Genomic DNA, 14,421 nt, shown 5'->3' with positions numbered 1-14,421 from the left:
GTGGAAACAGAACAGGTCTGGCAGATATTACTCAGGAAGCATTGAACGTTGGATACCAGGGAGCTATTATCGAGACACACTCTAATCCTGATGAAGCTTGGAGTGATGCAGCACAACAGATCACCCCTGAAGTTTTGGCAGAATTGATCGGAAATTTAAAAGTAAGAAGTACGAATCTTGCAGGTTTTGAAGGAGAAATGGGAAGACATAGAACCCTGATTTCGGACCTTGATTTCCAGTTAATTGAGCTTCTTTCTCAAAGAATGAAAATTTCTGAAAAAATCGGGAAACTTAAAAAAGAAAATGATATCGCTATCTTCCAGCCGGAACGTTGGAAAGTTATTACAGAATATGCAACTCAAAAAGCTAAAGAAACGGGAATGTCCCAGGACTTTATTGAAAAAGTATTCAAAGCAATTCATGAAGAATCTATTGAGGTACAGAATAATATCATGATAGACAAAAAATAAATCGAAGCTAGCAAGATCATAGGAGTAGGGCTTAGAGTCAAAGAATTTAGGAATTTAAAACATTTGTTTTCGCCTATATTCTCAACTCTAAGCCCTAATTCCTTATATTTGCACCATATTATTTATGAAAGGAAAAATCATTAAATCTACAGGCAGTTGGTATCAGGTTTTGGAATTGGAAACAAATAAAATTTTCGAGGCCAGGATCAGGGGGAAATTCAAATTGATTAAAACAAGGCTTACCAATCCGCTTGCTGTAGGTGATTTTGTGGAGTTTCAGCTTGAACAGGATGATATTGCATGGATTACGAAAATTGAGCCACGCAGGAATTACCTGATCAGAAAATCTGTTAACCTTTCAAAAGAAGCGCATATTATTGCTTCCAATATTGATCTTGCATGCTTTATTTTCACTCTTAAACATCCGGAAACTTCATTAGGCTTTCTGGACCGGTTCCTGGCATGCTGTGAAGCCTACAATATAACTCCCTTAATTCTTTTCAATAAGATTGATGTTTTGCATGAAGAGGAAATTGAAATTGTGAAAGACATTGAATTTCTTTATCAGGAAATAGGGTATGATACCCTGGAAATTTCATCTTATTCAAAGCTCAACCTTGATCAGCTTCAGGAAATATTGAAAGGTAAAACTTCCGTTTTTTTCGGGCATTCAGGATGTGGAAAATCTACCCTGGTGAATGCTTTACAGCCTGGATTAAATTTGAAAACTTCTGAAATTTCTGATACCCATTTAAAAGGAAAACATACCACTACTTTCGCACAAATGCATTTTTGGCATTTTGGCGGAAATGTTATCGATACTCCGGGTGTCCGTGAATTTGCAATGATTGATATTGAGAAAGAAGAAGTACAGCATTATTTCCCAGAGATATTCAAAAAAAGAGAAGAATGCAAGTTTCACAATTGTCTTCACATCAATGAACCGAAATGTGCAGTAATAGATGCTCTTGAAACAGGAGAAATTCAACATTCCCGTTATGCAACTTATATAAAGCTGATGGATGAAGCAGAAGAAGCTGCTCAAAAATAATTGTAAAATACTTTTATCAATAAATAACACCTTCATATCATTCATATGGAGGTTTTTATATATTAATAGAAAATAATCTCAACAGGTTTTTAGAAGTTTTTAAGTTTGCTTTAGCTTAATATTAAAATAGGAATCTATTTTTATTTTTTTGAAATAAAAAATAGTCCAATTCTAGAAATAACTCTACTTTTTGTTATACGAAATTTGATACATAACTCCACTTTTTTATATTAATATTTATAGAAAGTAAAAAAATATTAAAAAAATTCAATTATTTCATTGATTGAAATAGAAGCAATACTATATTAATATGATTTTATATGCTTTTTGATTTTATCAAATCGTTAAAAAAAATGGCATTTTTTTATAAATAAAAAACCCAGCCGAAGCTGGGTAAAAACTAATAACCATGAAAACTCAAATTAAACATGAGAATCGTAATAGAATTAACAATTACTGTGCCAAAGTTTGGTTCATGATTTCTTAATAAAAGTTATTTTTATGTTAAAAAAAAATTAAAATAAAAATCAAAGATATTTTTTGTAATTTTGCGCCATTAAAAAAATATACATTTATGTCTAACATTACATTCACTATGATTAAGCCTGATGCTGTTGCTGATGGACATATCGGTGCAATATTGGGTAAGATTGCTGAAGGAGGTTTTAAAATCAAAGCTTTAAAATTAACTCAACTTACAGTTGCTGATGCAAAAAAATTCTATGAAGTACATGCTGAAAGACCTTTTTATGGAGAATTAGTAGAGTTCATGAGTTCTGGTCCAATTGTAGCTGCTGTTTTAGAAAAAGACAATGCAGTGGAAGATTTCAGAACATTAATCGGTTCTACTAACCCTGCAGAAGCTGCAGAAGGTACAATCAGAAAAATGTTTGCGAGAAGCATCGGAGAAAATGCTGTTCACGGTTCAGATTCGGACGAGAATGCATTAATCGAAGCTCAGTTCCATTTTTCAGGAAGAGAGATTTTCTAAGAGAATTTCTTACAAAATAAAAGATCCGGAGGAAATTATTCTCCGGATTTTGTTTTATACGATTTTATTTCAGGAATTATTAAAGGTTGCTTTCAATAGCTCCTACATTTTCTCTGTACAGCTCAATAGGCTTATTAAGCAGAACTGCAATTACAGTCATCTGCTTATCCAGTCTTTCTTTGGGGATATCAATGTAAATGATGCCTGGTCTGTCACTCCAGTACAGTTTATTGTAGATGGTATGGGTAAGCATACTGCCATCACCTACAATTCTTATCCTGGCTATGTCATTTTTTATTCCTTTTAAAGCAATAGGACCGGTAGGAGTTCCTTCCACAAAAAGATAAAGCGTCTGTTTGTCTTTTGATAAAGCACTCATTCCTGGGAAATGTCCTTCCGGCAATCCTTTTCCTGTTTCAAATAAGGCTTCTGCATGTTTGCTTATCCAGCTCAAGGTTTCCATGTTTGTTGCAGGAGTTTTCTTAATTTTCAAGTCAAGGCCGTCATTAGTCAAGCCCTCATGTGTTGCTAAATTATTATCATCGTTCAATGCGCTGGCTATATCATAAACTGCTTTCTGGGTGTTTTTGACTTCCAGTATTTCGGTAAGAGTATGTTTTTCTTTCTTAAAATCTTTCAGGAATGTAGGAGGAGTGTCAAAAATAACTTCTGCCACAGTAACATCTTTGTCAAATTTTACATTGGAGAAATTCAGAGTAATTGTTTTTTCAGCATTGTAATCTATGGAAACAACAGCGGATGGGTCTCCAAGGATCTTTACTGAGTGAGGTTTTGTTGCCACTCCATAAATTTTTGTAAAATTTTTCGCTTCATCAAGATAAAGGAATAATGATTTTTTAGAGGTGGATAATGATGATTTGCCTTTATAATTGTCAAAAGGAACTCCGCGGGTTGTTTCATAGACGGCTTTTTGATTTTTGGATGTCCAGCGCCCAAGATTTTTAAGAATCTCAATCTGTTCTTCAGGAATAGTGCCGTCTGATTTTGGACCGATATCAAGTAAAAGATTTCCACCCATGCTGATTACATCTGCCAGAGTTCTTACAATCATATTAGGTGTTTTATAATTTTTATCATAAGGTTGATATCCCCAGGAATCATTCATGGTATAGCAAAGTTCCCAATATGGATTTTGTGGCGCAATTACCGGAATACCCTGTTCAGGAGTATCGTAATCTCCATGATTATTAAGTCTTGAATTGATGATGATATCAGGGTTGTATTTCTTAAGTAGATCCAGGGTTTGAGAAGCTTTCCATTCCTCGGAAGTATGCTCCCAGTCTCCATCAAACCAAAGAAGATCCGGAGAATATTGAGAGGAAAGTTCATTAAGCTGGCTTTGGTAATAGCTGATGAAATTCTGCCAGCGTGTTGGCTCATTTTTTATTTCATAACGTTTTTTTGTCCGGGTATTGATATCATAATATGGATGACTCCAATCCGGTAATGAGAAATAAAGCCCGGTTTTTAATCCTGATTTTTTCAGTTCAGAAACGAAAGGACTTAAGACATCCTTTTGTGCAAGAGAGTTTTGGGGAATGCTTATTGCTTTTTCTGCTTTGGAGTTCCATAGCGAAATACCATCATGGTGTTTTGTTGTAATGACAGCATATTTAGCCCCGGATTCCTTAATCAGATTTACCCAATGCCCAGGCTGATATTTTGACGCTGAAAAACCATTCAGCTGCTTCATATAGTTTTCATGATTAATATAATTGTTGAAGAATGACCAGGATTCGGAGATCCCATTGGCAGAGTAGATTCCCCAATGAATAAAAATACCCAGTTTGGCATTTTTAAACCACTCCATTTTTTTATTGTTGTCAATTGTTTGAGCCTGTGCATCGATACTATGGGCGGATAATATCAACCCAAGGAAAACGGCTTTAATCAGACTGTTTTTCATATATAAATTTATTTTATCATTAAATATAATTAAAGAAAACATTACAGGATGAAATAGTTTTTAATAATTGTTATAAAAACGTTTCTTATTATTGTATTTTTATAAATGGAACGTTTATTGTAAAAACTCTTCTAAAAAAATATTATGAAAATTCCAGCATTATTAATGGCCAGTTTATTAGCGGTAGGGGTTTCTGCTCAAACTACAAAACCAGCTGCCAAAACTAAAAAGCCTGTGAAGAAAATTAAAAAAGTGGCTCCAGTAACTGAAAATCCGGGGAAACCTACTCCAACTACGCCTAAAGCGATTGTTAAAAAGGATACTGTTAAGCTTAGTCATTTTTCTTGTCCGGCCTGTGGAATGGGATAAGGTATGGGAAAGCCGCTATTAGGATTATCCATGATGGCAGATGTGGAATTTCTTTCTACTATTCTGCCATTACTGCAAAGCAATTCTGTTGAAGTGCTTGAATGGTCATTTGATACATTCTACAATGCGCAGGAGCCTGATTGGCTGCATGATCTTCTTAATTTTTACTCTGAAAGCAATCGTTTGGTGGGGCATGGAGTGTATTATTCATTATTTGATGCTTTATGGACTGAGAGGCAGGAAGTGTGGCTGAAAAAATTAAGAGAAGAATTTCGTAAAAGAAAATACAATCATATTACGGAGCATTTCGGTTTTATGAATGCCGAAAATTTTCACCAGGGAGTACCGCTGCCGGTTTCTTTACATGCTAAAACATTGCAGATCGGAAAAGACAGGCTTTACCGACTGCAGGACGCTGTAGAGGTTCCTGTGGGAATAGAAAACCTTGCCTTCTCGTTTTCGGTGGATGATGTAATGGAGCAGGGGATATTTCTTGATAAGTTAACAGAAGATACTAATGGATTCCTGATTCTTGATCTTCACAATATCTACTGTCAGTCCTGTAATTTTGAAGTTGAAATGTCTGAGATCATCCAATTATATCCCTTGGATAAAGTAAAAGAAATTCATTTGTCAGGTGGGAGCTGGCAGGAAAGTGTTTATAGGAAAAAACCGGTACGAAGAGATACTCATGATGATGCAATTCCGGGAAGTATTTTCTCTGTATTGCCTTCCGTTTTATCTCAATGTAAAAATCTGGAATATATTATCATTGAAAGGCTAGGTGATACAATTGATACAGAAGATAAAAAGAAGAGTTTTCTGGATGATTTTATACAGGTCAAAACACTCATTGATTCATCTGGTCGGGAGATCCAGAATAAAAATTCCTGGACTAAGAAAGAAGTCAGTTTCCCGGAAAATGCATTGGAAGATTTACTTCTGCATGAAGAGCAGACATTGCTGACAAGGCTATTATTTGATAACACAGAAGCTACGTATATTAAAAGTCATGAATTTCATTATTTTAAGACCGAAAATTGGGATCCTGAAATGATTCTTACTGCTCAGAACATTATTAAAAGGTGGAATCCCTATTAAAGCCCCTCTAGTAACCACAAGCCAAATTATATGAAAATGACAACCGTATTATTAATCATTACAGCTGTACTTACGGCGCTTATTGCTGGGCTTTTTTATGCTTATTCGTGTTCCGTAGTTTTAGGATTGGGTAAATTGTCTGATGCTGAATATCTGAAAGCGATGCAGAATATCAACCGTGAAATCCTGAACCCTGTATTTTTTATGAGCTTTATGGGAACTGCAATTCTTCTTCCTTTATCCACTTTCTTCCTACGCGGACAACAACCGGTCTTGATTTTTCTTTTACTGGCTACGTTGGCTTATCTTGCAGGTGTTTTTGGGGTTACAGTGGTGGGGAATGTCCCTATGAATGACCAGCTTGATCGATTCGATATTTCAGGAGCTACCGCTGAAGCAATTAAGCAAATGCGTGATAATTTTGAAAGCAGATGGAATTTTCTAAACAATATAAGAACTGTCTTTTCAATAATTACGATAATGTTAACCATTTGTGCTTGTATTTGGCATAAGGAATCATAGAAAATTTTGCATAAGTGTAAGTACTCGGTTCAAAATTCCGTATTTATACGGATTGACTGGAGAGAATTTTATACAGATCTTTGTGTTGTTAGTAAGAAGGAATTTAAACAGTAAAGAATTTTGAAAAAAAATTAATAACCAGGACGACTCAAAGTCACATTGAAAAATGCAGCTCCATCCGGAGCTGCATTGCTGTGTTTAAACTTATGTCTTTTTAGATTTTCAAAAGTTCAATGGTTCTTTCCGGGCTTTCAGCAGAGAATACTGCATTTCCGGCAACCAAAACATCTGCTCCGGCTTCGAAAAGCTTAGAAGCATTATCAAGATTTACACCACCATCTACTTCAATAAGAGCCGTAGAGTTGTTGCTTAAGATCAAATCTTTGGTTTCTGCAATCTTTTTATAAGTATTTTCAATGAATTTCTGTCCTCCAAATCCTGGATTAACGCTCATTAATAATACAAGATCTACATCTGCAATAATATCTTCAAGCATTAACACGGGAGTAGATGGGTTCAGAACAACACCGGCTTTTGCTCCTTTACTCTGAATGTGGTGAATGGTTCTGTGAAGATGAGTGCATGCTTCATAATGTACAGAAACAAGATCAGCACCATGGTTGATGAATTCATCAACGTATTTTTCAGGTTCCACAATCATCAGGTGAACGTCTACGAATTTTTTAGCATGCTGCTGAACGGTTTTCATCACCGGAAAACCAAATGAAATGTTAGGGACAAATCTCCCGTCCATTACATCAATATGGAACCAGTCTGCCTGAGATCTGTTCAGCATTTCAATATCTCTTTGCAGATTCCCGAAGTCTGCGGATAAAAGGGATGGAGCAATAAGCTTCGTTTTCATTTTTACTTTTTATACTTTTACTTAGATTTCTCTCTTTTATGAGGGGTTAACAATTAAAAAATAATATAAGGAAATGCTTCCAAGGGTTATTATTTCTATGATTGTTAATTTAATGTTGTTAATCTTAATAACTAATAATCTATCCATTATAAATAATCCTAAAGGTACAATGCTGACTATGAATAACATTTCAAGAATCATATTGTACGGTGATCCTGTTTTGGGTGGATCGAACAACTTGTATATACTTAAAAATACTACATAACTAAAAAAGAGAGCAGTTAAAATGGATATAAAAGTTGGTTTTCGGACTAAGTGATAAAAAACAGCTTTCATCTTAATGATACTTCAGCTTCATTTCAGGTGTAATCTTCAGAACGGTTTCGTAGATCAATTTAATAACATTGGCTACGTCTTCTTTAGACACCATTTCTACCGTTGTATGCATATAGCGCAAAGGTAAGGAAATTAAAGCACTTGGTACACCTCCATTAGAATGAGCAAAAGCATCAGTGTCAGTTCCTGTAGATCTGCTTGCTGCTGCTCTCTGATAAGGGATTTTCTTTGTTTTCGCCGTATCAATAATCAATTCTCTGATGGTATGATGAACGCTTGGAGCAAAGAATACCACTGGTCCTGCACCACATTTCTGATCTCCTTCTTTTTTCTTTTCGATCATTGGAGTAGTGGTATCATGTGTTACATCAGTTACAATGGCAATATTAGGTTTGATGGTATCAGCAATCATATCTGCTCCGTATAAGCCAACCTCTTCCTGTACAGAATTGGTAATATAAAGTCCAAATGGAATAGATTTTTTGTTCTCTTTTAAAAGTCTTGCTACTTCAGCAATCATAAAACCTCCGATTCTATTGTCAAGAGCTCTGCAAACAAAATATCTGTCATTCATTTCGAAGAATTCATCAGGGTAAGTAATCACGCATCCTACAAAGATTCCCATTTCTTCTACTTCTTTTTTGGAAGTGGCTCCACAGTCGATGAAGATATTTTCTATTTTAGGAGTGGGTTCATTCTGGTTGGTTCTTGTATGGATAGCCGGCCATCCGAATACACCTTTTACAATTCCATTTTCTCCATGAATGTGTACTATTTTTGATGGGGCAATAGTCTGGTCTGATCCTCCGTTTCTGATTACATAAATCAATCCATCATCCGTAATATAATTTACATACCACGAAATTTCATCAGCATGTGCTTCAATCACTACTTTAAATTCGGCCTCAGGATTAATGATGCCGTAGCATGTTCCGTAATGATCCACTTCAATCTTGTCTACATAGGGTCTGATGTAATCCATCCAAACTTCCTGTCCTTTGTGCTCATATCCTGTTGGAGATGAAGTGTTTAAATATTTCTCTAAAAATTTTAAAGATTTCTTTTCAAATTTCATAAAAAGGAATGATTTTTGCGTTTAATTTTTGTTCTTATAAGTGTAAAAATAATGAATTTTAGTAAGAGTATCTGTCTTTTTATGTTCTTTTTTGGAGTCAGTGTTTTTGGGCAGAAAGATACTGTGGTGGCAAAACCGCTGAATCAGTACCCCGCTGAATCTTTGAAGGTAGATGAATTTGGCAATAAATATTATTACGACGAACAGCAAAAGGTTAAGGTCTATGAAGTGAATGGGGAGCCTGTAGTAGTAATGGATGAATTGGTTTTGGTCAATAAGCCGAGGTTTAATAACCAGTTGGATAAAAATTATTATTATTTCTTAAATAAGAAGTTATACAGAGTATATCCGTTATTTGTTACTGCATTACAACAGTACAGAGACATTCAGATAGATATGAATGATATGGACAATAAAGCCAAGCGAAAATTTGTAAGAGAAAGGCAGAATATGCTTGCCGATCAATATGAAAAGCAGCTGAGAGATCTTACCACTACTGAAGGGCAGGTTTTTGCAAAATTAATGAACAGAGCAACCGGTAAAAATGTATATGAGATCATTAAAGAGTTAAGAGGCGGATTTAGTGCCTTCTGGTGGAATCTGAAAGGGAAGATGGCTGATATTGATTTGAAAGAACGATATGATCCCCATAAAAACAGAACAGATGAGTTTGTGGAATCATTGCTGCAGTCTAACTGGAATTCAGGGTATTTGAAACCTTATCCGGGAGCAAGTGATTTTAAAGTAAAAAAATAATATAATACAATTCCTGTAAGTGAACTTACAGGAATTTTTCTTTTAATTTATCAAATACAATTTTATCTATAGGAAGTGGGAAAGGATTGTCTGGTCTGTCAATGTCTATCCATTCCGTTTTTTCAATACAAGGATCCAAAATAAGGAACTCTTTCTCATCAACAATATTTACGATATAATAGATGGTAAGTAGCTGCTCATTTTCTCTGAAACGGGAAACTAAAAAATCTTCCTGTGTATAAAAGTGTTCCATGATCTCTACTTTTACATTAAGTTCTTCATCAAATTCACGGTGCAGGCATTCTAACGTTCCTTCACCATACTCCAAACCGCCACCCGGAAATTTCATTAAAGGTTCGCCTGCATATTCTTCAAATAAGGTAAGCACTTTTTTATCTTTTACAGCACAGCCATACACTCTAATGTTGATCTTATCTATCATATATATAATGTATAATATTTTGTATAGCTAAGGTAATGAATTTTTGTGAGGAGTCTCATTGTAAAAGGCGGTAAAATACTGAAAAAGTAAATTACCCATACTTTTATTGTTATAGCTTTATGGCGTTGATCATTTCTCTTTTTCCTGGAGGGCCTTGTTTTTTCTCTACCTGGAAGTTAAGCTCCTGAAGGATTCTCCTTACGCTTCCTTTGGAAGAGTAGGTTGTTAATAATCCGTTAATGGCCATTTTGTCAGCAACCAGTTCAAATAATGGTTTTTCCCAAAGATCAGGCTGTACTCTTGCCCCAAAACAATCGAAATAAACCAGGTTGATTTCAGGCAGATCTATGTTTTTTAAGTCAAAAAAGTCACATTCTATCTTTTTAAGGTTAAATCCACTAATGATTTCTACTGACTTTTCCCAATCTGCCAGATGAATTTTCTGATAAATATTTTTGAACTCAGGGTTATCAAAAAGTTCAAAGTAGGCCAAATCCTTAACTTCGGATTCATTTATGGGGTATTTTTCGAGCGAAAAATAATTGATGACATGATTTTTGTCAGTTTTTAAATATTCATTAATTGTCACTAAAACATTCAAACCTGTTCCAAAACCTAGTTCTAAAATATTAATTTCGCAATCATTTATTAGATTTAATCCATTTTTAATAAACACGTGTTCTGCTTCCTGAAGAGCACCATGATGAGAATGATAATTTTCATTTAAATCATTGATAAACAGTGTTTTACTTCCGTCGTTTGTGGTCTTAATTTCTCTTTTCAAGCTAATTTTTTGTCAAATTTACTCTAAAATTTTTATATTTAGAAAATTATGTTAAATTTGTAGAACATCGTAAAAATTTTAAAAAATGATAATTCAAAAAACTGAAAACTCCAGAATTTCTACATTTGACCCTAACAATTTTTCATTTGGAGGTACCTTCATAGATCATATGATTATATGTGAGTACGAAAACGGAAAATGGGGTGATGTAAAATTAGTTCCTTACGGTCCAATACCATTTACGCCTGCTATGATGGGAGTAAACTATGGACAAGCTTGTTTTGAAGGTATGAAAGCCTATAAAGACAAAGATGGGCAGGTTTTCCTTTTCAGGCCTGAAAAGAATTTTGAACGTATCAATAAGTCAGCGAAGCGTCTTGCAATGCCTGAAGTGACTGAGGAAATGTTTTTAGACGGATTAAAAGCATTAGTAGATATCGACAGAGATTGGATTCCACAAGGTGAAGGAATGTCTTTATATATCAGACCATTGATTTTCGCAACAGAGGAAGCTTTAAAAGCAAGAGTTTCTGAAAAATATATGTTTGCTATTGTAGCAACACCGGCAAAGAGCTATTATTCAGAGCCTGTATCTGTTAAAATTTCAGATCACTATTCAAGAGCAGCAAACGGTGGAGTAGGTTCTGCTAAAGCAGCTGGTAACTACGCAGCTTCTTTTTATCCAACTCAATTAGCGATTGAAGAAGGATATGAGCAAATTATCTGGACTGATGATGCTACTCACGAGTATTTCGAAGAAAGTGGAACGATGAATGTATTTGTAAGAATTAATGATACTATTTATACTCCACCAACCTCTGAGAAAATCCTTGATGGCGTTACAAGAGATAGCTTTATCCAATTAGCTAAGAAAAGAGGAATTGAAGTAAAAGTTGAACCAATTGCTGTAAAAACAGTCATTGAAGCTTTGAAAAAGGGTGACCTTAAAGAAGTATGGGGAGTAGGTACTGCAGTAGTAACCACTCAGTTCCAGGCTTTAGGATATCAAGGTGAGAAATTAGCACTTCCAAGATTATCAGACGAAGAAAGCTATGCTGCGATTCTTAAGAAAGATTTAGTGGATATCCAAACTAACCTTGCTGAAGATACATTCGGATGGAGAGTAATGGTAGACCATGCACTAGAAACAGCTTAATCTTATATTTAAATAGACTATAAAAAGCCGGGAATTTTCCCGGCTTTTTGCTGTTATACTTGTTTGTAATTTCCGTTCACTAATTGAATGAATGAAGGATGGCAATTAAAAAAATTATTGATTTTTTTTACTTAAGTGCTTTTCTCAGCGTTATTATTTTAACTTATACAACTTGAGTGTCCGAAAACCTTTTATACCTTTTATTGTTAAATTCAACCCTGGATCTTACCAGCAGCTTTTATATAATTTGCATTAATGGTTTAAAGCTTTTGTAATTGATTCACAAAATGTGTATTTTCGCAAAAGTTTATGAAAAAATTACTCTTCATATCAGCCATAAGTCTGCTGAGCTGTAATAGAAATGCACAGACGGCACATCCACCTGTAGGCGGTGTTTTAAGCCAGAAAGATCTGGATATTTCTAAAAACAGGATGAAAAATCTGAATACCATCGAAAGGGGGCAGATTCAGGATTGGATTAACGGGCAAAACGTAAAGTTTTATCCCACACAGCTTAATTATTGGGTGACAGAAGAGGGTTTTGATCACAGGGAAAGAAGAGCAGATAATACGCTAATCTCTTATTCTTATGAATTGTATGATTTTGACCAGACCAAAATCTACGATCAGCCTTTTGAAAGGAGAGATGCAAAATTCGGTCATTTTGATGAACTGAAAGCAGTGGAAAATGCTTTACGTTTTATACATGATGGAGAGGAAGTGACGCTTTTGGTTCCGTCTTCTTTAGCTTATGGAACTTTTGGAGACGAAAAGAAAATAGACAACGATATACCATTAATCATAAAATTAAAAGCTTTATAATACATGAAATTGTTTAACAAAAATATAATTCTGGCAGCGGCAAGTGTTTCGCTGATGAGTTGTACCCCAATTTATAAAAAAATGAACGTAGACAAAGAAACTTACGAAGGTCTTAATGACGGACTTTATGCCAATCTTCAAACTACAAAAGGTAACATGATTGTGAAGTTTGAGGACAAGAAAGCACCAGTAACTGTAGCCAACTTTATCGGTCTTGCAGAAGGGAAAATCGATAACAAAGCTAAGGCTAAGGGAGTTCCTTACTATGACGGAACTATTTTCCACAGAGTAATCAAAGATTTCATGATCCAGGGAGGTGATCCTCAGGGAACAGGAATGGGAGATCCTGGATATAAATTCGAGGACGAAAGAAACGACCTTAAGCACACAGGAAAAGGGATTCTTTCTATGGCGAACTCTGGACCAAACACAAACGGTTCCCAATTCTTCATTACTGAAGTAGCTACTCCTTGGTTAGACGGAAGACACACGATCTTCGGGAAAGTGGTAAAAGGTAACGATGTGATTGATGCTATTGCTAATGTTGAAAAAGGAGCTCAGGATAAACCTAAGACAGATATCGTTTTAGAAAAAGTTTCTGTTTTCAGTAAAGGTGACGAGTACAAAAACGATGATGCAGCTAAAACTTTCAACGAATGAAAAGCTAAAATTGCAGAAAACAATAAAGCTTTCATCGCTAAAGAAGAAGCAGAAAGAAAGAAAAAAGAAGAAGAATTCAAAGCAAACCAGGAAAAATTAGTGGAAAGCTTAAAAGCAGGAATGCAAAAAACTGAATCAGGTCTTTACTATAAAATCACGAAAACTGCTGACGGAAAAGCTCCAAAAGCAGGTGATAACGTTTCTGTACACTATGCAGGGAAATTAGTAGACGGAACTGAATTTGATTCTTCATTCAAAAGAAATGAGCCTATCGAAATTCCAATCGGAATGGGAAGAGTAATCAAAGGATGGGACGAAGGTATCCTTTTATTGAAAGAAGGAGAAACTGCAACTTTATTGATCCCACCAGCAATGGCTTACGGAGAAAGAGGAGCAGGAGGAGTTATTCCGCCAAACTCTTGGTTAGTTTTCGATGTTGAGCTTGTAAAAGTAAAATAATTGAATCTTTAAGATATGAAAGCCGTTCCGTAAGGGACGGCTTTTTGATTTTCTATAAAAAGTCCCGTAGAAATACGGATGTTGCGTAAAAACAAATTATTCCTATCTTTATCCCTCACCAATGAAATAAAAATAGAAAATATGTTTGATCTTAATTATGATTTAATAAAACAGTCAATTGAAGCGGAAGTATGTCCGGAACATAATCTGCATCCTGAGTTTGTAAAAACAGATGACGGCTTTGGAATAAAAGCTTGCTGTCAGCCTTTTCATGCAGAATTAGTAGCAAAATCTGAAAAAATGGTAGAAGAGGAGACCACTCAGTTCCTTGAGAAAATGATGAAGGATATTTTTAAAGAATAATTGTGAAATAGAAGAAAAAAACAGTCTATAAAAAAACCGCCCTTCAATAAAAGAGCGGTTTTTCAGTAAAAGAGTGAAATAAAAGTTATATGTTTCTACCGGATCTTTTCTTCATTCCTGTTCCGGCTAAGGAACTGATGAATACGAGACCAAAGCCGATGTAAGCGGCAAAGGCGGTAAGATATACCATTAAGCTATTTAAACTTGGTTTTAAACTGTATACCAATACAGAAAAAGCGGCAAAACTCAGGACCAATAACAGGCTCCAGATA

General features: G+C 35.1%; 16 protein-coding genes and 1 pseudogene. 11 read left to right on the top strand and 6 right to left on the bottom strand.

All coding sequences use genetic code 11. The annotated features are described in order from the left end of the window. From BBH99_RS01155 to BBH99_RS01145, 3 genes are all read left to right on the top strand, one after another. Nucleotides 1-470: chorismate mutase (locus BBH99_RS01155; RefSeq protein WP_185111014.1), on the top strand; the 470-nt coding region annotated here is incomplete at its 5' end. Between the two features lie 124 nt (nt 471-594). Continuing rightward, on the top strand, nt 595-1,521 hold the full coding sequence (gene rsgA, locus BBH99_RS01150; RefSeq protein ID WP_066690846.1) for a ribosome small subunit-dependent GTPase A: 927 nt from the start codon (nt 595-597) through the stop codon (nt 1,519-1,521). Nucleotides 1,522-2,095: 574 nt separating this feature from the next. Continuing rightward, the gene (locus tag BBH99_RS01145) at nt 2,096-2,512 is read left to right on the top strand and encodes a nucleoside-diphosphate kinase (RefSeq protein WP_034722935.1); all 417 of its coding nucleotides are present in this window, start codon (nt 2,096-2,098) and stop codon (nt 2,510-2,512) included. Nucleotides 2,513-2,591: 79 nt separating this feature from the next. On the opposite strand, the gene BBH99_RS01140 is transcribed toward BBH99_RS01145, so the two are convergent. Further along, nucleotides 2,592-4,439 carry an alpha-L-fucosidase gene (locus BBH99_RS01140; RefSeq protein WP_066690848.1) on the bottom strand — a complete coding sequence of 616 codons (1,848 nt, stop codon included), beginning with the start codon at nt 4,437-4,439 and terminating at the stop codon, nt 2,592-2,594. A 144-nt stretch (nt 4,440-4,583) separates the two neighbouring features. Here BBH99_RS01140 and chrA point away from each other — a divergent pair, with 144 nt between their 5' ends. The 3 genes from chrA to chrI are packed head-to-tail and all read left to right on the top strand — an operon-like array spanning nt 4,584 to nt 6,431. Further along, entirely contained in the window at nt 4,584-4,808 is a 225-nt protein-coding gene (gene chrA, locus BBH99_RS01135; RefSeq protein WP_066690843.1) for an MNIO class RiPP chryseobasin precursor ChrA, read from the top strand. 3 nt (nt 4,809-4,811) lie between these two features. Further along, nucleotides 4,812-5,909 carry an MNIO family chryseobactin maturase gene (gene chrH, locus BBH99_RS01130; protein ID WP_066690840.1) on the top strand — a complete coding sequence of 366 codons (1,098 nt, stop codon included), beginning with the start codon at nt 4,812-4,814 and terminating at the stop codon, nt 5,907-5,909. A 36-nt stretch (nt 5,910-5,945) separates the two neighbouring features. Further along, a complete protein-coding gene (gene chrI / locus BBH99_RS01125) occupies nt 5,946-6,431 on the top strand; it encodes a chryseobasin maturation helper ChrI (RefSeq protein ID WP_228390716.1) in 486 nt (161 codons plus the stop codon). Nucleotides 6,432-6,645: 214 nt separating this feature from the next. On the opposite strand, the gene rpe is transcribed toward chrI, so the two are convergent. Together rpe and chrP are read right to left on the bottom strand one after the other, a co-directional pair. Next, complete coding sequence (gene rpe, locus BBH99_RS01120) at nt 6,646-7,296, bottom strand: ribulose-phosphate 3-epimerase (RefSeq protein ID WP_065397539.1); 651 nt, start codon at nt 7,294-7,296, stop codon at nt 6,646-6,648. A gap of 337 nt (nt 7,297-7,633) precedes the next feature. Further along, nucleotides 7,634-8,707, bottom strand: coding sequence for a chryseobasin maturation metalloprotease ChrP (gene chrP, locus BBH99_RS01115; protein WP_066690836.1), 1,074 nt, complete (start codon nt 8,705-8,707; stop codon nt 7,634-7,636). A gap of 51 nt (nt 8,708-8,758) precedes the next feature. Between chrP and BBH99_RS01110 the strand changes: the two genes are divergently transcribed. Next, nucleotides 8,759-9,463 (top strand): DUF4294 domain-containing protein, encoded by a 705-nt coding sequence (locus BBH99_RS01110; RefSeq protein WP_066690835.1) that lies wholly within the window; start codon nt 8,759-8,761, stop codon nt 9,461-9,463. A gap of 25 nt (nt 9,464-9,488) precedes the next feature. Here BBH99_RS01110 and BBH99_RS01105 read toward each other — a convergent pair whose 3' ends face one another. Then, nucleotides 9,489-9,905 (bottom strand): NUDIX domain-containing protein, encoded by a 417-nt coding sequence (locus BBH99_RS01105; protein WP_066690834.1) that lies wholly within the window; start codon nt 9,903-9,905, stop codon nt 9,489-9,491. Between the two features lie 109 nt (nt 9,906-10,014). After that, entirely contained in the window at nt 10,015-10,689 is a 675-nt protein-coding gene (mnmD, locus tag BBH99_RS01100; protein ID WP_066690832.1) for a tRNA (5-methylaminomethyl-2-thiouridine)(34)-methyltransferase MnmD, read from the bottom strand. A gap of 85 nt (nt 10,690-10,774) precedes the next feature. On the opposite strand from mnmD, the gene BBH99_RS01095 reads away from it, so the two are divergent. The 4 genes and pseudogenes from BBH99_RS01095 (at nt 10,775) to BBH99_RS01080 (ending at nt 14,149) form a co-directional block, all read left to right on the top strand. Further along, a complete protein-coding gene (locus BBH99_RS01095) occupies nt 10,775-11,845 on the top strand; it encodes a branched-chain amino acid aminotransferase (RefSeq protein ID WP_066690830.1) in 1,071 nt (356 codons plus the stop codon). Nucleotides 11,846-12,154: 309 nt separating this feature from the next. Next, on the top strand, nt 12,155-12,667 hold the full coding sequence (locus BBH99_RS01090; protein ID WP_066690827.1) for an FKBP-type peptidyl-prolyl cis-trans isomerase: 513 nt from the start codon (nt 12,155-12,157) through the stop codon (nt 12,665-12,667). A gap of 81 nt (nt 12,668-12,748) precedes the next feature. Continuing rightward, a pseudogene (locus tag BBH99_RS01085) lies at nt 12,749-13,786 on the top strand (peptidylprolyl isomerase). A gap of 141 nt (nt 13,787-13,927) precedes the next feature. After that, the gene (locus BBH99_RS01080; protein ID WP_123872942.1) at nt 13,928-14,149 is read left to right on the top strand and encodes a hypothetical protein; all 222 of its coding nucleotides are present in this window, start codon (nt 13,928-13,930) and stop codon (nt 14,147-14,149) included. Nucleotides 14,150-14,234: 85 nt separating this feature from the next. On the opposite strand, the gene BBH99_RS22190 is transcribed toward BBH99_RS01080, so the two are convergent. After that, nucleotides 14,235-14,421: hypothetical protein (locus BBH99_RS22190; RefSeq protein WP_165601858.1), on the bottom strand; the 187-nt coding region annotated here is incomplete at its 5' end.

It is taken from the genome of Chryseobacterium contaminans, assembly GCF_001684955.1.
GTDB classification, from domain to species: domain Bacteria; phylum Bacteroidota; class Bacteroidia; order Flavobacteriales; family Weeksellaceae; genus Chryseobacterium; species Chryseobacterium contaminans.
The sequence above is the reverse complement of the archived record's forward strand: the minus strand, read 5'-3'. Positions and strand labels throughout refer to the sequence as shown.